This is a genomic window from Methylobacterium sp. D53M, from assembly GCF_053345625.1.
Map to the genome: position 1 here is coordinate 71,862 of NZ_JBKFAL010000005.1, position 22,856 is coordinate 94,717.

Below are 22,856 nucleotides of genomic sequence, written 5' to 3' on the forward strand. Positions count from 1 at the left end.
CCCGCCCGGCGCGCCCGTGACCGCGCCGGAGACCCGCCGCCGCGATCTCGTCGCCGCCGCGCTCGCTGCAGCTCTCGCCGCGCCGCTCCGTCCGGCCCTGGCCGCCGTCGCCGGCGATCCGGCGCCGATCCCGCCGGATCGTCCCGTCCGGATCGCCATGCTGGTCTATCCGGGCCTGACCGCGCTCGATCTCGTGGGGCCGCAGACCTTCCTCGCCGGCCTCGCGCCCGGCAACCTCCACTTCGTCGGTGCGGAGCCCGGGCCGGTGACCAGCGACACCGGCCTCGTCCTGGTGGCGACCTACGGCTTCGCGACCTGCCCGGCGGATCTCGACGTCCTGTTCGTCCCCGGGGGCGACGGCACCCCCACCCAGATGGGCGACGCCGCGCTCCTCGCCTTCCTGCGCGATCGCGCCGCGCGGGCCGGCTGGATCGCCAGCGTCTGCACCGGGTCGCTGATCCTCGGGGCGGCGGGCCTGCTGCGCGGCTACCGCGCGACGTCCCACTGGAGCGTGCGCGACGCGGTGCTGCCGCTCCTGGGCGCCCGGCCGGTGGCCGAGCGCGTCGTCTTCGACCGCGACCGCGTCACCGCGGCTGGGGTCTCGGCGGGGCTCGATCTCGGGCTGGCGCTCGCCGCGCGCCTGCGCGGGCATTCCTACGCCCGCACCGCGCAGCTCGTCGCCGAGTACGCCCCGGCGCCGCCCTTCCGCGCCGGCACGCCCGCCGAGGCCGGTCCCGCGACCGTGCGGGCGGCCGAGGCGATCCTCGCGCCGCTGGTGACGGGGGCGGAGGCCGCAGCGCGCCGGTGAGCGCCGCGCCAGCGATGCAACCGGGCCACGGTCCGGCGCGACGTGCGGCGGCGTGCTTGACGACGCGCCGCCGGGGCCCGAACTGTTGCGGTGCACGATCCCCCGGAGCCGCCATGTCCCTGATCGCACGCCTGCGCGCCTACGCGGCCGAGGCTCTCGGCGTCGGCACGCAGGAGACCGTGGACGAGACGCATCTCGCGGCCACCGCGCTCCTCGTCCACGTCGCCCGCGTCGACGGCATCCTGGCGCCGGCCGAGAGCGAGCGCCTCTCGCGCCTCGTGCAGGGCCACTACGCCGACGGTCCGGACGCGGCGCGGGCGCTGATCGAGCGCGCCGCCGCCATGGATTCGGAGGTGCGCGACGTGGCGAGCCTCGTGGAGATGATCCCGCACGAGGCCGACCGGTCCGAGCGCGAGGAGCTGCTGACCATGGCGTGGTCGGTGGCGGCGGCGGACGGCAACGTCGACGAGTTCGAGGAGGCGCTGGTCGAGCGCCTCGGCCGCCTGCTCGGCTTCGACGAGGCCGCCATCGCGGCGGCCCGCCGCAGCGGACAGCTGGGCGTCGCGGCCGCGTAGTCCCGGCCACTCGCGATGATCGCCAGCCTGGCCCTGATCCTGCTCGCGCAGCTGCTGGGCGAAGCCCTCGCGCGCGGCGCGGGCGTCCCGATCCCGGGGCCGGTGATCGGCATGGGCCTGATGTTCGCGTTCCTGCTGCTGCGCGACAATGCCCGCCTCGGCCTACCGCGCGTGCTGCCGAAGCCGCTGACCGACGGGACGCTCGAGACCACCGCGCGCGGCCTGCTGATGAACCTGTCGCTCCTGTTCGTCCCCGCGGGCGTCGGCGTCGTCGGCCGCCTCGACCTGCTGCGGGCACAGGGCGCCAAACTGGCCCTCGTGCTGGTCGTCTCGACCGCCCTGTCGCTGCTGGTCACCGTCCTGGTGTTCCGCGCCGTGGCCGCGCTGGTCGAGCGGCGCGGGACCGACGGGGAGCCCTGACGGGTGGCCGGCGACTTCTCGCTCTGGGTCTACCTCGCCAAGACGCCGCTCCTGTGGCTGACGGTGACCCTGACTGCCTACGTCCTGGCGGACCGGATCGCCGCCGTGACCGGCCGGCACCCGATCGCCAACCCCGTCCTCATCACCGTCGTCCTGGTGGGGGCGGTCCTGGCCGTCACCGGCACGCCCTACGGGGCCTATTTCGAGGGCGCGCAGTTCGTCCACTTCCTGCTCGGGCCCGCCACCGTGGTGCTGGCGATGCCGCTCTACGAGCGGCGGGCGACCGTCCTGCGCGCCCTCGCGCCGATGCTGGCGGCCCTCGCCGCCGGCTCGGCCACCACGCTCGCCGTGGTGATCGGCCTCGCGCGCCTCCTCGACATCCCGCAGCCGATCCTCGTCTCGCTGGCCCCGAAATCCGTGACCTCGGGCGTCGCGATGGGCATCGCGGAGGCGCTCGGCGGCGACCCGACGCTCACGGCGATCCTGGTGATCCTCACCGGCATCATCGGGGCGATCCTCGTGACGCCGATGATGAACCTCCTGCGGATCCGCGACATGCGCGCCCGCGGCTTCGCCGCAGGTCTCGCGGCCCACGGCATCGGGACGGCCCGCGCCTTCCAGGTCAGCGAGGTCGCCGGCACCTTCGCGGGCATCGCCATGGGGCTCAACGCCTTCCTGACGGCGATCCTCGCGCCCCTGGCGTTGCACCTGCTGTTCTGAGCACCTGCTGTTCTGTGGCCTCAGGCGTCCAGCCGGTCGGCCACGGCCTCGGCGAGCGACAGGCTGGAGGTCAGGCCGGGGCTCTCGATCCCGAACAGGTGCACGATCCCTGGCAGGCCGTGCTCGGCCGGCCCGTCGATCCGGAAGTCGGCCGCCGCCTCGCCGGGCCCGGTCAGCTTCGGCCGCAGGCCCGCGTAGTCCGGGTACAGCGCCCCGTCGGGCAGGCCGGGCCAGTAGCGCCGGATCGCGCCGTAGAAGGCCTCGGCGCGCGCGGGATCGACCCGGTAGTCGAACCCGTCGACCCACTCCACGTCGGGCCCGAAGCGGGTGCGGCCGGCGAGGTCGAGGGTGAGATGGATTCCGAGGCCGCCGTCGATCCGCGGCGCCGGGTAGATCAGCCGCGAGAAGGCCGGCTTGCCGGTGCAGCCGAAGTAGTTGCCGCGGGCGAGGCGCAGCGTCGGGACGCGCTCGGCCGGGTAGCCCTCCGTGCCGGCGGCCAGGGCCGGGGCGCCGAAGCTCGCGGCGTTGACCACCGCGTCGAAGGCCATCGTGCCGGGCTCGGCGCCGCCGAACGCGGCCTGCCACTGCCCGTCCCGCCGCGTCAGGCCCTCGACCGGGGTGCGCAGGGCGAGCGCGCCGCCGTGATCCTCGATCGCCCCGAGCAGGGCGAGCATCAGCGCGTGGCTGTCGACAACGCCGGTGCGCGGCGAGTGCAGCGCCACCGTGCAGGCGAGATTCGGCTCCAGCTGCCGGGCGGCGCGTCCGTCGAGGAGTTCGAGGCCCGGGACGCCGTTGGCCTCGCCCTGGCGTCGGATCGCCGCGATCTTCTCGGCCTCCGCGTCGTCGGAGGCGACGATCAGCTTGCCGCACGCGCGATGCGGGACGCCGTGACTCGCGCAAAAGTTGTATAGGCGCCGGGCGCCCTCGACGCAGTGATGCGCGCGCTCGGATCCGCCCGGGTAGTACATGCCGGCGTGGATCACTTCCGAGCTGCGGGACGAGACTCCCGTTCCGAAGGCGTCCTCGGCTTCCGCCACGATGACGGCGTGCCCGCGCAGCGCGAGTGCCCGCCCGATGGCGAGTCCGACGACGCCGGCTCCGACGACCAGGGCCTCCATGTCTTCGCGTTCTCCAACGCGCCCGGTTGGGCAGGTGAGTCCTCAATACCGCACTTGAGCCGGAACAACGACGCGCCCGTTGATTCGTCGTTGACCCTAAATCTCAATCCTAAGTAGAAATATCGGCGCGATAAATGCGCGGCTCGGTTGTAGCGGCGGCGGACTGGCCCATAATGAGGCCATCCGCCGCCTCCGGCCGAGACCGAGAACGTCTCAGGGACGTGCACCGGCCGTCGGCGGCGAAGAGCCCGACGGAAACCGACGAGAGCCACATCCGAAACACGTAGAATCGAGGTGACGACCATGCAGATGACATCGCCGAGCGTCGAACTCGCCGCAAAGATCCTGAGCGCCTACGTCACGCGCAACAGTGTCCCGGCGGGAACGCTGCCCGACCTGCTCTCCGAGGTACACCGCTCGATCACCGCCCTGGACCAGCCCGCGGAGCCGCAGGTCCGGCGGCCGACCGAGGCGCAGATCCGGGCCTCGATCCGGCCGGACACGCTCATCAGCTTCGAGGACGGCAAGCCCTACAAGGCCCTGCGGCGCCACCTGACGATGCGCGGCCTCACGCCCGAGGCCTACAAGGCCAAGTGGGGCCTGCCCGTCGATTACCCGCTGGTCTCGGCGGTCTACAGCGCCCGCCGCTCGACGATCTCCCGCCAGATCGGCGAGGGCCAGCGCCTGCGGATGCAGCAGGCCGCGGAGTAAATGGGCGTCGGTCGCCGGCGCGCGAGCCCGGCGACCGGTCCTCACGGCCAGCCCGGGTTCTGCGCCTCGGCGGCGGTCGCCACTTCCTGGATCAGCAGGGCCACGAGCCCGGACCATCCGGTCTGGTGCGACGCGCCGACCCCGCGGCCGCTGTCACCGTGGTAGTACTCGTAGAACAGGACGTGGTCGCGGAAATGCGGATCCTCCTGCTCGATCCGGCTGTCGCCGTAGACCGGCCTGCGCCCATCCGGGCGGCGGGTCGAGAGGCTGATCAGCCGCCGTGACAGGTGGGCGGCGATCTCCCGGAGCGCGTAGGTCCGGCCCGACCCGGTCGGCGCTTCGACCCTGAAATCCGGGCCGTAATAGTCGTGGAAGCGGTTCAGCCCGGCGATGAGCAGGTAGTTGACCGGCATCCACACCGGTCCCCGCCAGTTCGAATTGCCGCCGAACAGCCGCGAGCGCGACTCGGCCGGCTCGTAGGCGAGCCCCAGGTCCCGCCCGTCCCAGGCGAAGCAGAACGGCTCGTCCGCGTAGACGCGGGACACGGCGCGCAGCCCGTAATCCGAGAGGAACTCGTTCGGGTCGAGGGCGCGGTGGAGCAGCGCCTTCAGCCGGTGCCCGCGCAGCAGCGACAGCAGCGCCGTCTGGCCCTCGCCGGGCTCGTTCCAGCGCGAGACCAGGGTCGCGAGGTCCGGGCGGTTCTTGAGGAAGAAGACCATCCGGCTGCGCAGGGACGGCAGCCGCGCGAGGTCGCACTCGTTGATCACCGCCACCGCGAAGATCGGGATCAGGCCGACCATGGTCCGGGCGCGGATCGGGAGGCGCTGCCCGTCGCGCGTCTCGATGACGTCGTAGAAGAAGCCGTCCGGCTCGTCCCACACGCCCGCGCCCGTGGCGCCGGCGATGAGGAGGAAGTGCTCGAAGAACTTCTCTGCCATGTCCTCGAAGGTCGGGTCGTCGAGCGCCAGCTCGATGGCGATCCGCATCAGGTTCAGCGCGTAGGTCGCCATCCAGGCCGTCGCGTCGGACTGGGTCAGCGTGGCGCCGTCGCCGACCGGCTTCGACCGGTCGAAGATCCCGATATTGTCGAGGCCGAGGAAGCCGCCCTGGAACAGGTTGCGGTCGTCGGAATCCTTCCGGTTCACCCACCACGTGAAGTTCAGGGTGAGCTTGTTGAAGATCCGCTTGAGGAAGGCGTGGTCCGGCTGGCCGGTGAGCGCCCGGTCCAGCTCGAACACCCGCCAGGCGGCCAGCGCGTGGACCGGCGGATTGGCGTCCCCGAAGCCCCACTCGTAGGCCGGCAGCGCGGCGTTCGGGTGGGTGTAGGCCTCGTCGACCAGCAGCAGGAGCTGGTTCTTGGCGAAGTCCGGGTCGATGAGCCCGAACACGATCGCCTGCAGGGCGAGGTCCCAGGAGGCGAACCAGGGATACTCCCAGGCATCCGGCATCGAGATGATGTCGTTGGCGCGCAGGTGCGACCAGTCGCTGTTGCGGCCGTGCCGCCGCTCCGGCGCCGGCGCGGGCTGGGCCGGGTCGCCGGCGAGCCACTCGCGCACGTCGTAATGGTAGAGCTGCTTCGACCAGAGCATGCCGGCGAGCGCCTGCCGCTGCACGAGCCGCATCTCGGGATCGGCGATCGGCGCCTGGAGCGCCCCGTAGAAGTCGTCGGCCTCCCCCTCGCGGGCGGCGAAGACGGCGTCGAAATCCGCGAAGGGTGCGCCCGGCGCGGTCTCGGCGCGCAGGCGCAGGCGCACGGTCCGAGTCTCGCCGGGGCCAAGATGCAGGTCGTAGCGGGCGGCGCACTTGGTGCCGGACAGGGCGTTGACGGCGGCCCGGTCGCCGCCCACGACGCACCGGTCGATCCCATCCTTGTAGAAGCCCTCGGCGGGGCCGCTGCCGAACAGCCGGTGCGTGTTGGTCTCGTTCTCGGTGAACAGCAGGTCGCCCGCGCCCTCGGCGAAGAACCGGAAGGTCGGCATCTCGGGGTGGCGCGCCCAGACCGAGCCCTCCGACCCGGCCATCAGCTCCGGCTTCGGCGTGCCCTGCTTCCACGACCACGTGTTGCGGGCCCAGAGCTGCGGCAGCAGCGTCAGGGCGGCCGGGTCCGGGCCGCGGTTGGTCCCGGTCACCCGCATCAGGATGTCGTCGGGGGCGGCCTTGGCGTAGGCGATCTCGACGTCGAAGTAGCGGCCCTCGTCGAACAGGCCCGTGTCAAGGAGCTCGAATTCCGGGTCGTCGAGGCCGCGCCGCGCGTTCTCCTCGACTAGGCGCCCGTACGGGAAGGCGGCCTGCGGGTACTTGTAGAGCATCCGCATGAAGGCGTGGGTCGGGATCCCGTCGAGGTAGTAGTAGAGTTCCTTGACGTCCTCGCCGTGGTTGCCCTCCTGGTTGGTCAGGCCGAACAGCCGCTCCTTCAGGATCGGGTCGCGCCCGTTCCACAGCGCCAGGGACAGGCACCAGTTCAGGTGGCGGTCGCCGAAGCCGCCGATCCCGTCCTCGCCCCAGCGATAGGCGCGGGACCGGGCGTGGTCGTGGGGCAGGTAGTCCCAGGCGTCGCCCTTCGGGCTGTAATCCTCCCGCACCGTGCCCCATTGCCGGTCGCTGAGGTAGGGCCCCCAGCGGCGCCACGCCGGATCGGAGCGGGCCTCGACGAGACGGCGGCCCTCGGCGGTCTCGAAGAGGTGCGGCGGCACGCCGTCGGGCTTGGTCATACGCGCGCTGCTCCTGCCCCCGCGGATCCGTACCGGATAAAGCCGCGACGCCGGCAGGGAAAGTCAACGCCCCGCCGCGACCGGATCGCCGCGTGTGATCGCGCGACGCGCGATCACACGATGCGGATCGACAGGCCCGGCAGGCCCTCGATCGAGCCGGCGAGCACGTCGCCGCGGACGACCGGCCCGACATTCTCGGGCGTTCCCGAGAAGACGATGTCGCCCGCCTTCAGCTCGAAGGCCCGCGACAGCTCGGCGATCTGCTCGGCGACCGACCAGATCATGTCCGACAGGTCGGCGTCCTGCCGCACGGTGCCGTTCACGGCGAGCCGGATGCGGCCGCGCGCCGGATGCCCGACCCGGGCGACCGGCAGGATCGGCGTGATCGGCGCGGACTGGTCGAAGCTCTTGCCGATCTCCCAGGGCTTCTTCTGGTTGCCCATGCCGCGCTGGAGGTCCCGGCGGGTCATGTCGAGGCCGGTGGCGTAGCCGTAGACGTGGTCGAGCGCCTGCGCGGCCGCGATGTCGCGACCGCCCGACTTCAGCACGGCGACGAGTTCGATCTCGTGGTGGTAGTTCTGGGTGAGCGACGGGTAGGGATGGTCGGCGACGCCGCCCGCGACGACCTGCACGGCATCCGCCGGCTTCTGGAAGAAGAAGGGCGGCTCGCGCGACGGGTCGGAGCCCATCTCGCGGGCGTGGGCCGCGTAGTTCCGGCCGATGCAGTAGATCCGGCGGACCGGGAAGACCTGCGCCTCGCCCAGGATCGGGATCGTGGCCTGCGGCAGCGGGAACAGCGGGGCCGGCTGCGCCTCGGCGGCCGCGGCGGGGCCGAGGCCCGCGGCGGCCCCGGCGGCCACCGCCCCGAGCGCGCGGCGTCGACTGATCGTCACCATGGCCGTGTCCCTTCACCGCGATCCGCGCGGCGCAAGCGGGCGATACGACCGGGCGGGGCCGGCCGCCAGCGGATCCGCGGCCGGGATGGAGAGGCTCAGGCGGTCCGTGTCACCCGGATCCCGTCCGGGGCCGCCGAGACGCGCAGCCCGGTGTAGTCGGCGATGGTGGGATGATTGGTCCTCACCGGCTCGTGATGGGTCGCGGTGACGACCACGACGGCCGCATCCGCGGCCTCGGCCGCCCGGATGCCGGCCGGGGCGTCCTCGAACACGAGGCAGTCCGGCGCCGCGACGCCGAGGCGCCCGGCTGCCAGGAGGAAGCAGTCCGGCGCGGGCTTGCCCCGCGCCACGTCCTCGGCGGCCACCAGCAGGTCGGGGACCGGCATGCCGGCCGCCGCGAGACGGCGCTCCGCCAGCCGCCGGGGCGCCGAGGTAACGATCGCCCAGCGGTGGCGCGGCAGCGCCTCCAGGAAGGCCCGCGCCCCCGGGATCGCCACGATGTCGTCGACATCCGCCATCTCGGCCTCGGTGATCGCGGCCGCCTCGGCCACGGGATCGACGCCCGGCAGGTTCAGCCGCCGGATGGTCTCGACCGACTGCACGCCGTGGATCGTCGGCAGGAAGGACGCCGCGTCGAGGCCGTGCGCCTCGGCCCAGCGCGACCAGATCCGCTCCGCGGAGGCGATCGAGCTGATGATCGTCCCGTCCATGTCGAACAGGAGCGCCGCCAGGGGGCGCGACGGGAGGGCTGACTCGGGCATGGGCGAGGGCTAGGCCGGCGGCGGCGCGTCGGCAACCGGCCCGCGCGCATGGCCGCGTCTCGCGCGGGGCCGGGCCTCCGGGACGCCTTCGCCGGCGGTCGCGGCAGGCCCGCCCGCTTCACGGGCCGATGCCTTTGGTGTAGCGCGGGGGCAATCCCGGGCCGTCGGCGGCCCTGCAGAAGCGAATATCGACCGACCATGCCGAGCCGCATCGACGCCACCTTCGCCCGCGCCCGCGCGGAGAACCGGTCCGTCCTCGTCACCTACGTGATGTCCGGCGATCCCGATCCCGCGACCTCGCTCGAGGTCCTAAAGGCGCTGCCGGGCGCCGGCGCCGACATCCTGGAATTCGGCCTGCCGTTCACCGACCCGATGGCGGACGGCCCGGCGATCCAGGCGGCCGGCCTGCGGGCGCTCAAGGCGGGCCAGACGGTGTCGGGCACCCTCGACCTCGTGCGCCGCTTCCGCGCCGGCAACGACACCACGCCAATCGTGCTGATGGGGTACTACAACCCGATCCACACCTACGGCGTCGACCGCTTCCTCGACGACGCGCTGGCGGCCGGCGTCGACGGGCTGATCGTCGTCGATCTCCCGCCCGAGGAGGATTCCGAGCTGTGCCTGCCGGCCCTCGGCAAGGGCCTCGCCTTCATCCGCCTCGCCACGCCCACCACCGACGAGCGGCGCCTGCCGGCCGTCCTCGCGAACACGGCGGGCTTCGTCTACTACGTGTCGATCACCGGCATCACCGGGACGGCGACCCCGGATTTCGGCAAGGTCTCCGAGGCGGTCGCCCGCATCCGGCGCCACACCGAGCTGCCCGTCGTCGTGGGGTTCGGCGTCAAGACCGGCGCCCACGCGGCGGCGATCGCCGAGGGTGCCGACGGCGTCGTGGTCGGCTCCGCGCTCGTGGACGCCCTGGTGCGCTCCCTCGACGGCGAGGGCCGGGCGCAGGCCGGAAGCGTCGAGGCCGTGACGGAGCTGGTGCGCGAACTCGCCGCGGGCGTGCGGTCGGCGGGCGTCGGGCGGGCCGCCTGACGGGCGGACCGGGGACCCCTGGCGGCGGAGCGCGCCGCACCTGATATCTGCGCGGGCTTGAAGCGGACGGACGCAAGTCGATGGTCGAACCGATGAACTGGATCTCGGAGGTGGTGCGCCCCCGGATCAAGACCTTGTTCAAGCGCGAGACGCCCGAGAACCTCTGGGTCAAGTGCCCGGACACGGGGCAGATGGTGTTCCACAAGGAGGTGGAGGCCAATCACTGGGTCATTCCCGGCTCCGAGCATCACCTGAAGATGGGCGCCCAGGCGCGCCTGAAGATGATGTTCGACGAGGGCACGTGGATCGACGTGGCCCTGCCCGAGGTCATGCCCGACCCGCTGAAGTTCCGCGACGAGAAGCGCTACGTCGACCGGCTCAAGGAGGCCCGGGCCAAGACCGGCCTGCAGGACGCGTTCAAGATCGGCTTCGGCCGGGTCGGCGGCCTTCCGATGACGCTGGCCGCGCAGGAATTCGGCTTCATGGCCGGATCGCTCGGCATGGCGGCGGGCGAGGCCTTCGTGCGCGGCGCCGAGACGGCGCTGGAGAAGCGCACGCCCTACGTGCTGTTCGCGGCCTCCGGCGGCGCGCGCATGCAGGAGGGGATCCTGTCGCTGATGCAGATGCCGCGGACCACCGTGGCGGTGCGCCGGCTCAACGCGGCCCGGCTCCCCTACATCGTGGTGCTGACGAACCCGACCACGGGCGGCGTCACCGCCTCCTACGCGATGCTGGGCGACGTCCACCTCGCCGAGCCGGGCGCGCTGATCTGCTTCGCGGGCCCGCGGGTGATCGAGCAGACGATCCGCGAGAAGCTGCCCGACGGCTTCCAGCGGGCGGAGTACCTGCGCGAGCACGGCATGGTCGATCAGGTGGTCCACCGGCACCAGCTCAAGGAGACGATCACGCGTCTCTGCAGCCTCTTGACCAACGTGTCCCAGGCCGGCGCACCGGCCGCGGCCTCCGAGGCGGCCTGAGCCCGGCGATGGCCTCGTCCGACGCCCTGATGGCGCGCTTCCTGGCGCTCCACCCCCGCACCATCGACCTGTCGCTCGGCCGCATCGAGCGGCTGCTCGCGCGGCTCAACCATCCCGAGCGCCGCCTGCCGCCCGTGATCCACGTGGCCGGCACCAACGGCAAGGGCTCGACCATCGCGTTCATGCGGTCGATCCTGGAGGCTGGGGGCCTGGCCGCCCACGTCTACACCTCCCCGCACCTCGTCCGCTTCCACGAGCGGATGCGCATCGGCGGGATCGGCGGCGGGCACTTCGTGGACGAGGACCGGCTGGCCGACGCCTTCGCGCGCTGCGAGAGCGCCAATGCCGGCGAGCCGATCACGATGTTCGAGATCACCACGGCCGCGGCGTTCCTGCTCTTCTCGGAGAGCCCGGCCGACGTGCTGCTCCTAGAGGTCGGCCTCGGGGGCCGGCTCGACGCCACCAACGTCATCGACCGGCCGGCCTGCGCGGTGGTGACGCCGATCGGCCGCGACCATGCCGAGTATCTCGGCGACACGGTCGAGTCGGTCGCGACCGAGAAGGCCGGGATCTTCAAGCGCGGCTGCCCGGCGGTGATCGCCGCCCAGGACTACGCCGAGGCCGACGCCGTCCTCTGCCGGCGCGCGGAGGCCCTCGGGGCCGGGCCCGTGCTGGTGGGCAACCAGGACTTCTCCGTGCACGAGGAGCGCGGCCGGCTCGTCTACCAGGACGAGACCGACCTGTTCGACCTCCCGCGGCCGCGCCTCGCCGGGCGTCACCAGCTGGTCAACGCCGGAACCGCGATCACCGCGCTGCGCGCCGCCGGGTTCGGCGACATCGGGATCGCGGCCCTGGAGCGGGGCCTGACCGAGGTCGAGTGGCCGGGACGGCTGCAGCGCCTCGGCCGCGGCCGGCTGGCCGCCCAGCTCGATGCCGGCACCGAGCTCTGGCTCGACGGCGGCCACAACATCGACGGCGGCCGGATCCTCGCGGCCGCCATGGCGGATCTCGGCGAGAAGAGCGACGTGCCGCTCGTCCTCGTGGTCGGCCTGCTCGGCACGAAGGACGCCGACGGGTTCCTGCGCAACTTCGTGGGCCTGGCCCGGGCCCTGGTGGCCGTCCCGATCACCGGGACCATGGCCGCGCGCCCGGCCGAGGAGGTGGCCCGGATCGGCGAGGATGTCGGCCTCAAGACCTACGCGGCGCCGAGCATCGAGGCGGCCCTCGCCCTCGTGCGGGACATCGCCTTCGAGCGCCCGCCGCGAATCCTGATCTGCGGATCGCTCTACTTGGCCGGCATGGTTCTCGCCGCCAACGACACGCCGCCGGTCTGAGTCGTCTCCAGTCTGGGAGCGCCGCGCGCGGCCGCTGTATCAAGTGGCCGGGAACCGGAGACCTGTGAAACCCGGATTCTGCATTCGAAAATCCGTCGAATCGCCGCAATCGCCCGGACGGACACCCATCCACGGCCACGCTTTCCTCCCGCTGTGGCAGCTAAGCTACATCCTCGCGGGGCCCGATCGCATAGTTTCACCGGCGATCGGGCTTATGCTGGGGATCACAGTAATGAAGAAGCTTCTCACCTCTCTCGCGGCGTTCACCGCGCTCACGGCCGCCGCTTCGGCCGCCGACCTGCCGCGCCGCGCCGCGCCGCCGCCGGTGTTCACCCCCGTTCCGGTGTTCACCTGGACCGGCGCCTACTTCGGTATCAACGCCGGCTACGCGTTCGACGCCAGCAGCAACTCCACCCGCGGCTTCGTCCAGACGCCCGGCAACCCGGTCGCTCTGGTTCCGGGCGGTCTCGTCCCCTACCAGGCCCTGCTGCCGAACGGCTCGTCGCTGGTCTACAGCAACGACAGCCGCGAGGGTTTCTCGGGCGGTGGCCAGATCGGCTACAACTGGCAGCTGACCCCGGGCTCCGGCGCCGTGATCGGCTTCGAGGCTGACGCCCAGTACCTCGACTTCGGCCGTCGCGCCCGCTTCGCCACCAACGCCGTGGCGATCAACCCGGGCTTCATCCCGGTCAACGGCACGCTCAACACCATCGACTTCTTCGGCACCGTCCGCGGTCGTCTCGGCTGGGCCTTCGACCGGACCCTCGTGTACGCCACCGGCGGTTTCGCCTACGCCACCGGCACGGATGACGGCGCTCGCGTCGGCCTGCAGAACTTCGCCGGCCGCCGGAACGACTTCAAGACCGGCTGGACGGTCGGCGGCGGTGTCGAGTACGCCCTGCCCACCGACTCGTTCCTGAACTTCTTCCGCTCCTCGGCCGTCACGCTGAAGGTCGAAGGTCTGTACGTGAACCTCGACAACAACAACGGCCGCGCCCAGGCGCCGCTGGTTGGTGCTGCGATCTCCCCGGTCGGCCTCGTGCCGGTGTACTCGCTCGCCGGCGCCAGCCGGAACGAGAACGCGTTCGCCGTCGTCCGCGCGGGCCTGAACTACAAGTTCGGCTCGTACTGAGACGGAATACGGGATCCCGGGCCAAGCACCGGGATCCCGAAATAAAAAAACTTGGGCTCGAAACCGAGAAAGCCCGGCCTCACGGCCGGGCTTTCTTTTTGTCTTTCGGAGCCGTGACGGCGGATCAGGCGGTCTGGGCGCCGATCCAGCGCGACAGGTCGCCCTTCGGTGCGGCGCCGACCTTCTGGTCCACGCGCTCGCCGTTCTTGAAGAGCAGCAGCGTCGGGATCGAGCGGATGCCGTACTGGGCGGCGATCTGCGGGTTCTCGTCGACGTTGACCTTGGCGATCTTCACCTTGCCCTGCAGGTCGGTCGCGATCTCCTCGAGGGCCGGGCCGATCTGACGGCAGGGGCCGCACCACTCCGCCCAGAAATCCACCACGACGGGCTCGGCGGACTTGAGAACGTCCTGCTCGAAGCTCGCGTCGGTTACTTTCACCGTCGCCATAACGTCACCTTTCGGAATCCGCCGCCCGTCGGGCGGCGTCGAACGGGCAGAGGCCCGCGCGGTCCGGTCAGAATTGGCGACGGCCCGGCGCCCGGTCAAGAAGTCCGGTCGCCGGGGGAGGGCGGGGGTGCCCGGGACGCACGGCTCTCTCGGTGAATCGCCCCACCGCGACGTGCGCTGGCGCATGCGGACCGCTTCCGGGCACGCGCCCCGGGGGCACGGGTCACGCCTCGATCCCGATCCGGTCCAGGGCCGTCGCGACGTCGTCGGAATCGAGGGCGCGGATCACCGGCCCCGAGGTCCAGACGAGAATCGGCCGGATCGTCCGGTCCGGGTAGATCTGCGCGAGGAGGCGCGCGTAGAGGGCGATCTGGCCGGCCTCCGCGGCGGGCAGCGGCGCGCCGGGCTCGGGCGGGCGGCCGGTCTTGAAGTCGGCGAGGTGCACCGTGTCCGCCGTCACGGCGAGGCGGTCGACGCGCCCCTGGACCACCCTCTCTGCCCCGCCGGCACGGACACGCCCCGACAGCGCCACCTCCGCGCGGGCGTCCCGGGCGAAGAGCGGCGCGAGGTCGGGGGCGTCGATGATCCGGAGGACCGACCGGACGATCGCGGGAGCGGCCGCGCGCGGCAGACCGGGCGCCCGGGCCTGCACGAAGGCGCGCCCGGCCGTCTCCCGGCGGTCCGGCTCGACCCGGGGCAGGTGCTGCAGCAGGGCGTGTGTCACGATCCCGCGGCGCCGGGCCTGCGCGTCGGCGAGGCGCGGCGGCGGCACGCGCGTTCCGTCCGCCGCCTCCAGGGCGCCGGACGGGTTCAGGGCCTCGGAGGTCGGTTCCGGCGGCACCGGGCCGCGCAGCCAGTCGGGCTCCGGCCCGGCCTCCGCTCCGGCCGCCCCGGCACCCGCGGCGGGGGCGGGATCCGGCGGGGCGCCGTCCTGCCAGAGGGTCGCGGATCCGTACGGGAGTTCCAGCGACCGGCCGGCGCCGAGCGCCGCCTCCAGGCCGGCCTGGATCATCCGGCACCACGCCGCCTCGGTCTCGCGCTCGTGGCCGCGGAAGGGCGCGACGATCAGCCGGTCGGCCGCGCGGGTCATGGCGACGTAGAGCAGGCGGTTGTGCTCCTGCCGGGCCTTGGCGAGCAGGGCCGCCCGCGCCGCGTCGGTGGCGGCGCAGTCCTGCGTCCGCCCGCCCGACCAGACCGGCGGCAGGGCGATCTCCGTCGCCGGGAGTGGCAGGAGGGGCGGGTCGTTGCGGCCGAGGGGCTCGCACCCGTCGAGGATCACCACGACCGGCGCCTCCAGGCCCTTGGCGCCGTGGACCGTCATGACCCGGACCTCGTCGCGGCCCGATTCGAGGTCGCGCTTGACCGTGTGGCCGGCCTCGGCCCCGACGTAGCGGGCGAGGAAGCCGCCCAGCGACGGGGCGTCCTCGCCGGTCTCGGCCTGGGCGGCGGCGGCGAGGAACACGTCGATCGCGTCCCCGGCCTCGCCGCCGAGGCGGGCGACCAGCTTGGCCCGGCCGCCCTGCGGCCCGAGGAGCCGGGCGTAGAAGCCGAACGGGCCGTGGAGCCCCGCCAGGGCGATCCAGCCCGACAGGGCCTCGAGCCCGCGCCGCGCGGCCGCGTCGCCCGCCGCGGCGTGGCGGTGCAGGGCATCCTCCAGGGTCTCGGCGAGGTCGCGGCGGGCGGCGATCCGCACGAGGTCCTCGTCGGTGAGGCCGACGAGCGGCGTCTTGAGGGCGGTGGCGAGGGTCAGGTCGTCGGCCGGCAGGAGGCCCGCCCGGCCGGCGGCGACCAGGTCGGCCACCGCGATGTGGGCGGAGACCTCGAGCCGATCCTGCCCGGCGACCGGGACGCCGAGCCCCTTCAGGGCGCGGATCACCTCCTCGAAGGCCGGCCCGCGCTTCCGGACCAGGATCAGGACGTCCCCGGGGCGCCAGATCCGGCCGGTCGCGTCCCCCGCGGTGGTCCAGGCGCGCACCGCCTGCGCCACCCGCCGGGCGGTGACGATCGCGGGAGCGCTGGTCTCGGGCGCGTCCACGGGGGCGGTCCAGGCATCGGGCTCCGCGGCCGGCTCAGGCTCGGCGATCGGCCACAGCTCGACGGCGCCGGGCGCGCCCGGCCGGGCGCTGGCGTGCACGGTCGTGCGCACCGTGTCCTCGAACGACAGGCCCTCGTTGTGGGCGTCGAGGGCGAAGACCGCGTCGACGGCGCGCAGGACGAGGCCGGTCGAGCGGAACGACAGGGTGAGCGGCACGTCCTCGAAGGTCAGTCCGGCCGAGCGCGATTCCGCGATCCAGGACGCGCGGGTCAGGGCGAATTCCCGCGGCTCCGCGCCCTGGAAGCCGTAGATCGACTGCTTGGGGTCGCCCACCGCGAAGCGCGTGCGGCTGCCGGACCGCGCGCCCTCGCCGGCGGCGAATTCCTGCGTGATTGCCCGCAGGATCGCCCACTGCTCCGGGTTCGTGTCCTGCGCCTCGTCGACGAGGACGTGGTCGATGCCGCGGTCGAGCTTGTACAGGACCCAGCCGGCGCCGACGCGGCCGAGCAGGTCCAGCGCCTTGTGGATCAGGTCGTCGAAGTCGAGGGCGCCGAGGCGCGCCTTCTGCGCCTCGACGCGGCGGTGGATCTCGGCGGCGATCTGGAACAGCGCCTGGGTGCGGGCGTGGGCCCGGGCGGCGCGCAGGCGGTCGAACAGCGGCTCCAGCCGGTCCCGCTCGGCGAGCAGCGCCGCCTTGGCGCCGGCCGGCACGCCCTTGGTCCCGAGGCTGCTGTCGGCCTTGGGCTCGTCCTTCTGGGTGAAGAAGACCGCGCGGTAGAGCGCGAGCGCCTCGGCCCGGTCGGGAAGGTCCGCGGAGCGGAGCCGCTCGGCCTCGGCGGCTTCGAGCGCGTCGGCGAGCTTCTCGTCGTTGGCCTTGCCGGTGCGCAGCGCCGCGACCAGCGCGGCGCGCTCCTCCGGGCGGCAATCGGGACCGCCCTCGAGGATCCCGGCCTCGATCCGCTCGGCGGATTCCTCGGCCGCCAGCCCCAGGGCCCCGTGCAGCCGCCCGAAGGCCCGCTCCAGGCCGGCGGCGTCGCCGATGAAGCTCCGCGCCCGCATGGCCGCCCGGATCGCCGCCCGCAGGGTGTCGCCCGTGGCTTCCGGCGTGACCCGCGCGAGAGCCGCGCTGAGCGGCGTGTCGCCGTTCGCGACGGCGTCGGCCAGGACGTTGGCCATCTCGATGTCGAACAGTTCCCGGGCCTTGGCCTCGTCGAGCACCACGAAGCGGGCCGGCACGTTCGCCTCGAAGGGGAACATGTGGAGCAGCCGCTCGCACAGGGCGTGCAGCGTCTCGATCTTGAGGCCGCCCGGCGTCTCGACCGCCCGGGCGAAGAGGCGGCGCGCCAGGCGCAGGCGCTCGGGCCCGGCGCGCTCGCCGGTGAGCTCGGCGAGTTCGGCGGCGAGGGTCTCGTCGTCCAGCGTGACCCAGCGGCCGAGCAGCCGGAAGACGCGGATCGCCATGTTGGCCGCGGCGGCCTTGGTGAAGGTCAGGCAGAGGATCCGGCCGGGCGGCGCCTCGTCGAGGAGCAGCCGGACCACCCGGTCGGTGAGGACCTTGGTCTTGCCCGCGCCGGCATTGGCCGAGACCCAGGCCGAGGCGCGCGGGTCGGCCGCCCGACGCTGGTTGGCGCGGGTCAGGTCGTCGACGACGAAGGGGGCGGGGGCGTGCGGGGTGACGCTGCTCAACGGTCCGGTCCGGCTCGGCTGCCGGCTCTCTCTACAACAGAAACGCGCCCGCGGGCCCGCCAAGGCGTCACACCGGCCCTCGCGGGATTGCCCCGGGCGCGGCGCCGTCCCATGGATGCAGACGATCCCTTCCGCGCACACCGAACACGCCCGTGACCCAGCCGACATCCGAGCCGGCGCGCCCGCCGATCCGCTTCCGCGGCCGCTCCTTCATGGCCACCGTCCTGGCGCCGATCCCCCCGGTCGCCGACTGGTTCGGCGACCTCGACGCCCTCAACCGCCGTGCCCCGAACTTCTTCGCCGGCCGGCCGGTGATCCTCGACCTGTCCGGATTGCGGCTCAACCGCGAGGATCTCGACGGTCTGCTCGCCGAGCTGGCCGCCCGCAACATCCCGATCCTGGGGATCGAGGGCGCGGCGCCGTCGCTCCTGGATTCCGCGACCCCGCCGGCCCTGTCGGGCGGGCGCCCCGCGGGGGAGATCGCCGCCCCGGACGAGTCGGCCGCGGACGCGCCCGCGCCGGCCGAGCCGCAGGCCAGGGAGACGGCCCGCTCGCTGATCCTCGACTCGCCCGTGCGCTCCGGCCAGACCGTCCTGCACCTCGAGGGCGACGTCACGGTGCTGGGCGCCGTGGCGTCGGGCGCCGAGGTCATCGCGGGCGGCTCGATCCACGTCTACGGCGCCCTGCGCGGCCGCGCGATCGCGGGCGCGGCCGGCAACCCGACGGCGCGGATCTGGTGCCGGCGGTTCGAGCCGGAGCTGGTGGCGATCGACGGCCTCTACCGCGCCGCCGACGACCTCGACCCGGCCTTCCGGGGGCAGGCCGTGGAGGTGCGGCTGCTGGAGGACGCGATCAAGCTGAACCTGTTCGAGCGAGGTTGAGAGGCTTCGCAGCTCCGGCGTTCGGGCCGTCGGTTAACGGCCTTTCAGCCCGCGCAGAACCCACGGAGGCTGGGGCCGAGCCCCCCGCGACGCGCGCCCGAGGGCGTGAGACCATCCTCCGCTGCCCCGATACAAGGATCCCGGCAGAATTTGCCGACCGGATCAGAAACTTAACCCTTCGGTAACCATACCCGCCGTCAATGGTCCGGTAAGGACTCTTAACGGGCGGACATGAGCGACACCCTCCCCGAGCCGATCGACCCGGAGACCGCCACAGCGGCGGCTCCTTCCGCGCCCCGGCCGCTCAGCCTGCGCGGGCGGGCCTTCAAGGCCCTGGCCCTCTCCCCCGAGCCGCCGCTCCCCGAGTGGCTCGCGGGCCTCGACGCGGCGCTCAAGCGCTCGCCGACCCTGCTGAAAGGCCGGGCCGTCATCCTGGACTGCGCCCAGCTCAAGCCCGAGCCGGACGCGCTCGAGACGCTCATGAACGAACTCAAGGCCCGCGGCATCGCGGTCCTGGGCATCGAGGGGGCCGACGCGGTGGTGGACGGCCTGCCGCCGCTGCTGGTCAAGGGGCACCCGTCCGAGACGATCGAGATCCCGAGCGTCCCGGCCGAGCCGGAGCCGCAGGTGGTCACCTCGATCACCGTCGAGGGCTCGGTCCGCTCCGGCCAGAGCGTCATCAACCCGACCGGCGACGTGACCGTGATGGGGTCCGTCTCCTCCGGGGCCGAGATCCTGGCCGGCGGCTCCATCCACGTCTACGGCGCCCTGCGCGGTCGCGCGATCGCCGGAGCCGCGCGCAACCCGCGCGCACGAATCTACTGCCGCAAATTCGAACCCGAGTTGCTGGGGATCGACCGCCTCGTGCGGACGGCGGAGGACATGGGCACGGCCCTGCGCGGCAAGGCCGCCCAGGTCTGGCTCGATGGCGGCAACATCCGAATGGCAAGCCTGGATTAAGGGAGATCGACGCGTGGCAAAGGTTCTCGTCGTCACATCGGGCAAGGGCGGCGTCGGCAAGACGACGACGACCGCGGCCCTCGGAGCGGCCCTGGCCCAGGGCGGGCAGAGCGTGTGCGTCGTCGACTTCGACGTCGGCCTGCGCAACCTCGACCTCGTCATGGGCGCCGAGCGCCGGGTCGTCTACGACCTCATCAACGTGGTCAACGGCGACGCCAAGCTCCCGCAGGCGCTGATCAAGGACAAGCGTCTGGAGACCCTGCACCTGCTGCCGGCTTCGCAGACCCGCGACAAGGACGCGCTCACCGACGCGGGCGTCGCCCGGGTGATGGAAGAGCTGCGCGAGAAGTTCGACTGGGTGATCTGCGACTCCCCCGCCGGCATCGAGCGCGGCGCCCAGCTCGCCATGCACCACGCCGACGTGGCGGTGGTCGTCACCAACCCCGAGGTCTCCTCGGTGCGCGACTCCGACCGGATCATCGGCCTCCTCGATTCCAAGACCGCCAAGGCGGAGAAGGGCGAGGACATCGAGAAGCACCTGATCCTCACCCGCTACGACCCGATGCGGGCCGACCGCGGCGACATGCTCAAGACCGAGGACGTGCTCGACATCCTGTCGATCCCGCTGCTCGCGATCATCCCGGAGAGCCAGGAGGTGCTGCGCGCCTCGAACCTCGGCTGCCCGGTGACGCTGAACAACCCGCTCTGCGCCCCGGCGCGGGCCTATGCCGACGCGGCGCGCCGGCTCAAGGGCGAGTCCGTGCCGATGAGCCTGCCGGTCGAGCGCAAGTCCTTCCTCGACAAGCTGTTCATGCGGAGGGCGGCGTGAGCATCCTGGGACTGTTCCAGAAGCGCAGCTCCGGCGCGGTCGCCCGCGACCGCCTGCAGCTGATCCTCGCCCACGAGCGCGCGGAGTCGGGTCGCCCCGACCTCGTGATCCAGCTCCGGGAGGAGATCCTGGCGGTGATCGCCAACCACGTCGCGGTGGAGCCCGACAAGGTGAAGGTCACCCTGGAGCGCGGCGAGGGTGTCTCGACCCTCGGCCTCGACATCGAGCTGCCGCTCGGTGCCTCGGGCAAGCTCGACGCCAAGCTGGCCGCGAAGCTCGCCGAGGTCGCCGCCAAGAAGGGGGCCGCCAAGCCGGCCTCCTCCAAGAAGGCCGCTTGAGCCGGGCGGGGAGCGTCCCCGCCGGCACGGAGATCCACGCGCCGCGCCCGGTCCGCCGGGTGCGGCTTCGTCGTTCCTTCCACGAACTCCGGTCCCGACTCTCGACCGGGCGCCCCGTCGCGCCATCTCGGAAACCCGGGGGAGGCCGATGAGAGGATCGCCATGCCGAGCGCCACGACGGACGACGGGATACGGCTCCACTACGAGGAGAGCGGCCAGGGGACGCCGCTGATCTTCGTCCACGAATTCGCCGGCGATCACCGCAGCTACGAGGCGCAGCTGCGCCATTTCGGCCGGCGCTACCGCGCGGTCGCGTTCAACGCCCGGGGCTACCCGCCCTCCGACGTTCCGGAGGCCGTCTCGGCCTACGCGCAGGCGCGCGCCGCCGACGACATCCTGGCCGTCCTCGACCATCTCGGCGCGCCGAAGGCCCACGTCGCCGGCATCTCCATGGGCGCCTTCGCGACCCTGCATTTCGGCCTGCGGCACCCCGACCGGGCGCTGTCGCTGTGCCTCGGCGGCTGCGGCTACGGCGCGGAGCCGGAGCGGCAGGCGCTGTTCCACGCCGAGGCGGACGCCACCGCCGCGATGCTCCTCCGCGACGGCATGGCGGCCTTCGCGGAGCGCTACGCCGTCGGGCCGACGCGGGTGCAGTTCGAGACCAAGGACCCGCGCGGGCACGCCGAGTTCAGGCGGATGCTCGCCGAGCATTCGGCCCTCGGCTCGGCCAACACCCAGGCCGGCGTGCAGAAGGGGCGGCCGTCGCTCTACGATCTCACGGACGAGCTGGGGCGCATGACCGTCCCGACCCTGATCGTCGCCGGGGACGAGGACTGGCCCTGCCTCACCCCGAGCCTGATGCTCAAGCGGGTCATCCCCTCCGCCGCCCTCGCCGTGCTGCCCAATACCGGCCACGCCCTCTCGGTCGAGGAGCCCGACGCCTACAACCGCCTGCTGGACGACTTCCTGGCGCAGGCGGAGAGCGGCCGCTGGCCGATGCGCGACCCGCGGGCGATCTCGGCGACGATCACCGGGATCAGGGGCTGAGCGGCTCGCGGGGGATCAGCCGGAAGCGCGCGGGGCGATCGGGCTGGGTCGTCACGACCGCCTGGGGCAGCACCGGCTCGCGCTCGTCGAGCACCAGCCGGAACCGCTGGAGCACCCGCGCCAGGGAGAGGACGGCCTCGCTCAGGGCGAACTGCGCGCCGATGCAGACCCGCGGGCCGGCCCCGAAGGGCAGGTAGGCGAAGCGCCGCGGGGCGGGGGCGCCGGGCAGGAAGCGCCCCGGATCGAACGCGTCCGGGTCCGGCCAGAGCGACCGGTGGCGGTGGAGCACCCAGGGGCTCACCATGACGATGTCGCTCGCCTTGACCGCGTGGCCCGCCACTGTGTCCGGGCCCAGCGCCCGCCGGACGACCACGAAGGCCGCCGGGTACAGGCGCAGGGTCTCGTCGATCACCGCGCGGGTGAGCGGCAGCCGCCCGTCACTCTGGCAGCCGGTGGGGTCGGCGAGGTCGGCGGCCCGCGCCTCGGCGGCGACCTGCTCCTGCACCTCCGGCGCGAGGGCCAGCAGGTAGGCCGCCCAGAACAGCGTGCCGGCCGTGGTCTCGTGGCCCGCCAGGATCATGGTGGCGACTTGGTCGCGCAGCTCGTCGGGCGTGAAGGCGGCGCCGGTATCGGGATTGCGCGCGGCCGCGAGCAGGTCGAGCAAATCGCCCGAGCGGGTCCTGTCCCCCTCGACCGCCCGGCGCGCCGCGATGATCCGGTCGAGGAAGGGGATCCACCGGCGCCGGAACCGGCGGCGCGACAGGTCGAGGGGCACCGGCCAGCCCGGGGGAGTGACGATGTCGAGGAGGTGCGGCCGCCCCATCCGCTCGGCGTACTCGGCGATGAACTGGCGCAGCTCGGCGCCGTGCTGGTCCATCCCCACCGAGAACATGGCGCGCCCGGCGATCTCGAGGGCGAGCCGGTAGAAGGACGTGAACAGGTCGACCGGCCCCGCCGCGGCCTCGGCGGCGATGCGCTCCATCCCGTCGGTGACGGCCGCGGCGATGTGGGGCACGAGGCCGTCGATCGCCCGCGGCGTGAAGGCCGGCGCCAGGGTGCGCCGCTGGTGCCGCCACGCTGAGCCCTCGCTGATCAGGAGACCGTCGCCGAGGATCGGGCGCAGGATGCGGGTCGTCCCGGTGGTGCGGGCGTAGTTCGCCTGATTCTCGACGAGCACCCGGCGGATCGCCTCGGGGTCGTTCAGCACGAAGCTCGACCGCCCGAGCAGGCCCCGGCGGGTGATCGGCTCCTCGAAGGCGCGCCGGGGGAAGCCCGCCAGGGCGTTGTCGCGGATCGACCGCAGGTAGGCGGGCAGCGGCAGCTCGCGCTCGGGCGGGGCGCGGTGCGGCGGCACCACGCGCGGCGTCCCGGCGAGGCTCGGGGTCGTCCGGTCCGGGGTCGCGGTGGCGTCCGAGAATGTTGGCATGGGGT

At 73.1% G+C, this 22,856-nt stretch carries 21 protein-coding genes; 14 read left to right on the top strand and 7 right to left on the bottom strand.

The window, feature by feature from the left end:
- The first annotated feature begins 16 nt into the window (after positions 1 to 16).
- From ACLBYG_RS11080 to ACLBYG_RS11095, 4 genes are all read left to right on the top strand, one after another.
- Positions 17 to 808, top strand: a complete 792-nt coding sequence (locus tag ACLBYG_RS11080; protein WP_447681488.1) for a DJ-1/PfpI family protein — start codon at positions 17 to 19, stop codon at positions 806 to 808.
- A gap of 113 nt (positions 809 to 921) precedes the next feature.
- Complete coding sequence (locus tag ACLBYG_RS11085; protein WP_447681489.1) at positions 922 to 1,383, top strand: tellurite resistance TerB family protein; 462 nt, start codon at positions 922 to 924, stop codon at positions 1,381 to 1,383.
- A 15-nt stretch (positions 1,384 to 1,398) separates the two neighbouring features.
- A complete protein-coding gene (locus ACLBYG_RS11090) occupies positions 1,399 to 1,803 on the top strand; it encodes a CidA/LrgA family protein (protein WP_020093032.1) in 405 nt (134 codons plus the stop codon).
- 3 nt (positions 1,804 to 1,806) lie between these two features.
- Positions 1,807 to 2,523, top strand: coding sequence for an LrgB family protein (locus ACLBYG_RS11095; RefSeq protein WP_020093033.1), 717 nt, complete (start codon positions 1,807 to 1,809; stop codon positions 2,521 to 2,523).
- A gap of 20 nt (positions 2,524 to 2,543) precedes the next feature.
- On the opposite strand, the gene ACLBYG_RS11100 is transcribed toward ACLBYG_RS11095, so the two are convergent.
- Positions 2,544 to 3,641, bottom strand: a complete 1,098-nt coding sequence (locus ACLBYG_RS11100) for an NAD(P)/FAD-dependent oxidoreductase (protein WP_427509609.1) — start codon at positions 3,639 to 3,641, stop codon at positions 2,544 to 2,546.
- Between the two features lie 303 nt (positions 3,642 to 3,944).
- On the opposite strand from ACLBYG_RS11100, the gene ACLBYG_RS11105 reads away from it, so the two are divergent.
- The gene (locus ACLBYG_RS11105) at positions 3,945 to 4,352 is read left to right on the top strand and encodes a MucR family transcriptional regulator (RefSeq protein WP_026604910.1); all 408 of its coding nucleotides are present in this window, start codon (positions 3,945 to 3,947) and stop codon (positions 4,350 to 4,352) included.
- Positions 4,353 to 4,393: 41 nt separating this feature from the next.
- Here the strand turns inward: ACLBYG_RS11105 and ACLBYG_RS11110 are convergent, their stop codons facing one another.
- The 3 genes from ACLBYG_RS11110 to ACLBYG_RS11120 form a co-directional block, all read right to left on the bottom strand.
- Positions 4,394 to 7,063 carry an MGH1-like glycoside hydrolase domain-containing protein gene (locus ACLBYG_RS11110; protein WP_447681490.1) on the bottom strand — a complete coding sequence of 890 codons (2,670 nt, stop codon included), beginning with the start codon at positions 7,061 to 7,063 and terminating at the stop codon, positions 4,394 to 4,396.
- 113 nt (positions 7,064 to 7,176) lie between these two features.
- Positions 7,177 to 7,959: a fumarylacetoacetate hydrolase family protein gene (locus ACLBYG_RS11115; protein WP_447681491.1), complete on the bottom strand. Its 783-nt coding sequence runs from the start codon at positions 7,957 to 7,959 to the stop codon at positions 7,177 to 7,179.
- A 95-nt stretch (positions 7,960 to 8,054) separates the two neighbouring features.
- Complete coding sequence (locus ACLBYG_RS11120; RefSeq protein ID WP_447681492.1) at positions 8,055 to 8,720, bottom strand: HAD-IA family hydrolase; 666 nt, start codon at positions 8,718 to 8,720, stop codon at positions 8,055 to 8,057.
- A 198-nt stretch (positions 8,721 to 8,918) separates the two neighbouring features.
- On the opposite strand from ACLBYG_RS11120, the gene trpA reads away from it, so the two are divergent.
- From trpA to ACLBYG_RS11140, 4 genes are all read left to right on the top strand, one after another.
- Positions 8,919 to 9,758, top strand: a complete 840-nt coding sequence (trpA, locus tag ACLBYG_RS11125) for a tryptophan synthase subunit alpha (RefSeq protein WP_091927169.1) — start codon at positions 8,919 to 8,921, stop codon at positions 9,756 to 9,758.
- Between the two features lie 80 nt (positions 9,759 to 9,838).
- Complete coding sequence (gene accD, locus ACLBYG_RS11130; RefSeq protein WP_447681493.1) at positions 9,839 to 10,735, top strand: acetyl-CoA carboxylase, carboxyltransferase subunit beta; 897 nt, start codon at positions 9,839 to 9,841, stop codon at positions 10,733 to 10,735.
- Positions 10,736 to 10,743: 8 nt separating this feature from the next.
- Positions 10,744 to 12,069, top strand: a complete 1,326-nt coding sequence (locus ACLBYG_RS11135) for a bifunctional folylpolyglutamate synthase/dihydrofolate synthase (protein WP_100251862.1) — start codon at positions 10,744 to 10,746, stop codon at positions 12,067 to 12,069.
- 232 nt (positions 12,070 to 12,301) lie between these two features.
- Positions 12,302 to 13,201, top strand: a complete 900-nt coding sequence (locus ACLBYG_RS11140) for an outer membrane protein (protein ID WP_020093042.1) — start codon at positions 12,302 to 12,304, stop codon at positions 13,199 to 13,201.
- Between the two features lie 124 nt (positions 13,202 to 13,325).
- Here the strand turns inward: ACLBYG_RS11140 and trxA are convergent, their stop codons facing one another.
- Both trxA and addA read right to left on the bottom strand, forming a co-directional pair.
- Positions 13,326 to 13,649, bottom strand: a complete 324-nt coding sequence (trxA, locus tag ACLBYG_RS11145) for a thioredoxin (RefSeq protein ID WP_010682902.1) — start codon at positions 13,647 to 13,649, stop codon at positions 13,326 to 13,328.
- A 223-nt stretch (positions 13,650 to 13,872) separates the two neighbouring features.
- Positions 13,873 to 17,370 (bottom strand): double-strand break repair helicase AddA, encoded by a 3,498-nt coding sequence (gene addA, locus ACLBYG_RS11150; protein ID WP_447681494.1) that lies wholly within the window; start codon positions 17,368 to 17,370, stop codon positions 13,873 to 13,875.
- A gap of 212 nt (positions 17,371 to 17,582) precedes the next feature.
- Here addA and minC (ACLBYG_RS11155) point away from each other — a divergent pair, with 212 nt between their 5' ends.
- From minC (ACLBYG_RS11155) to ACLBYG_RS11175, 5 genes are all read left to right on the top strand, one after another.
- Complete coding sequence (gene minC / locus ACLBYG_RS11155; RefSeq protein WP_447681579.1) at positions 17,583 to 18,251, top strand: septum site-determining protein MinC; 669 nt, start codon at positions 17,583 to 17,585, stop codon at positions 18,249 to 18,251.
- A gap of 231 nt (positions 18,252 to 18,482) precedes the next feature.
- Positions 18,483 to 19,211, top strand: a complete 729-nt coding sequence (gene minC, locus ACLBYG_RS11160) for a septum site-determining protein MinC (protein ID WP_020093045.1) — start codon at positions 18,483 to 18,485, stop codon at positions 19,209 to 19,211.
- 13 nt (positions 19,212 to 19,224) lie between these two features.
- Positions 19,225 to 20,040 carry a septum site-determining protein MinD gene (gene minD / locus ACLBYG_RS11165; protein ID WP_447681495.1) on the top strand — a complete coding sequence of 272 codons (816 nt, stop codon included), beginning with the start codon at positions 19,225 to 19,227 and terminating at the stop codon, positions 20,038 to 20,040.
- Positions 20,037 to 20,378, top strand: coding sequence for a cell division topological specificity factor MinE (gene minE, locus ACLBYG_RS11170; RefSeq protein WP_042672278.1), 342 nt, complete (start codon positions 20,037 to 20,039; stop codon positions 20,376 to 20,378). The genes minD and minE overlap by 4 nt, the downstream gene beginning before the upstream one ends.
- Positions 20,379 to 20,540: 162 nt before the next feature.
- On the top strand, positions 20,541 to 21,425 hold the full coding sequence (locus ACLBYG_RS11175) for an alpha/beta fold hydrolase (RefSeq protein ID WP_447681496.1): 885 nt from the start codon (positions 20,541 to 20,543) through the stop codon (positions 21,423 to 21,425).
- Here ACLBYG_RS11175 and ACLBYG_RS11180 read toward each other — a convergent pair.
- A complete protein-coding gene (locus ACLBYG_RS11180) occupies positions 21,415 to 22,851 on the bottom strand; it encodes a cytochrome P450 (protein WP_447681497.1) in 1,437 nt (478 codons plus the stop codon). The genes ACLBYG_RS11175 and ACLBYG_RS11180 overlap by 11 nt on opposite strands.
- Positions 22,852 to 22,856 lie beyond the last annotated feature (5 nt).

Bases quoted from the DNA above. Each gene is read 5' to 3' on its own strand.
- ACLBYG_RS11085 (WP_447681489.1), top strand. From the start codon at position 922: ATGTCCCTGATCGCACGCCTGCGCGCCTACGCGGCCGAGGCTCTCGGC.
- ACLBYG_RS11090 (WP_020093032.1), top strand. From the start codon at position 1,399: ATGATCGCCAGCCTGGCCCTGATCCTGCTCGCGCAGCTGCTGGGCGAA.
- ACLBYG_RS11100 (WP_427509609.1), bottom strand. From the start codon at position 3,641: ATGGAGGCCCTGGTCGTCGGAGCCGGCGTCGTCGGACTCGCCATCGGG.
- ACLBYG_RS11105 (WP_026604910.1), top strand. From the start codon at position 3,945: ATGCAGATGACATCGCCGAGCGTCGAACTCGCCGCAAAGATCCTGAGC.
- ACLBYG_RS11110 (WP_447681490.1), bottom strand. From the start codon at position 7,063: ATGACCAAGCCCGACGGCGTGCCGCCGCACCTCTTCGAGACCGCCGAG.
- ACLBYG_RS11115 (WP_447681491.1), bottom strand. From the start codon at position 7,959: ATGGTGACGATCAGTCGACGCCGCGCGCTCGGGGCGGTGGCCGCCGGG.
- ACLBYG_RS11120 (WP_447681492.1), bottom strand. From the start codon at position 8,720: ATGCCCGAGTCAGCCCTCCCGTCGCGCCCCCTGGCGGCGCTCCTGTTC.
- trpA (WP_091927169.1), top strand. From the start codon at position 8,919: ATGCCGAGCCGCATCGACGCCACCTTCGCCCGCGCCCGCGCGGAGAAC.
- accD (WP_447681493.1), top strand. From the start codon at position 9,839: ATGGTCGAACCGATGAACTGGATCTCGGAGGTGGTGCGCCCCCGGATC.
- ACLBYG_RS11135 (WP_100251862.1), top strand. From the start codon at position 10,744: ATGGCCTCGTCCGACGCCCTGATGGCGCGCTTCCTGGCGCTCCACCCC.
- ACLBYG_RS11140 (WP_020093042.1), top strand. From the start codon at position 12,302: ATGAAGAAGCTTCTCACCTCTCTCGCGGCGTTCACCGCGCTCACGGCC.
- trxA (WP_010682902.1), bottom strand. From the start codon at position 13,649: ATGGCGACGGTGAAAGTAACCGACGCGAGCTTCGAGCAGGACGTTCTC.
- minC (WP_447681579.1), top strand. From the start codon at position 17,583: ATGGCCACCGTCCTGGCGCCGATCCCCCCGGTCGCCGACTGGTTCGGC.
- minC (WP_020093045.1), top strand. From the start codon at position 18,483: ATGAGCGACACCCTCCCCGAGCCGATCGACCCGGAGACCGCCACAGCG.
- ACLBYG_RS11175 (WP_447681496.1), top strand. From the start codon at position 20,541: ATGCCGAGCGCCACGACGGACGACGGGATACGGCTCCACTACGAGGAG.
- ACLBYG_RS11180 (WP_447681497.1), bottom strand. From the start codon at position 22,851: ATGCCAACATTCTCGGACGCCACCGCGACCCCGGACCGGACGACCCCG.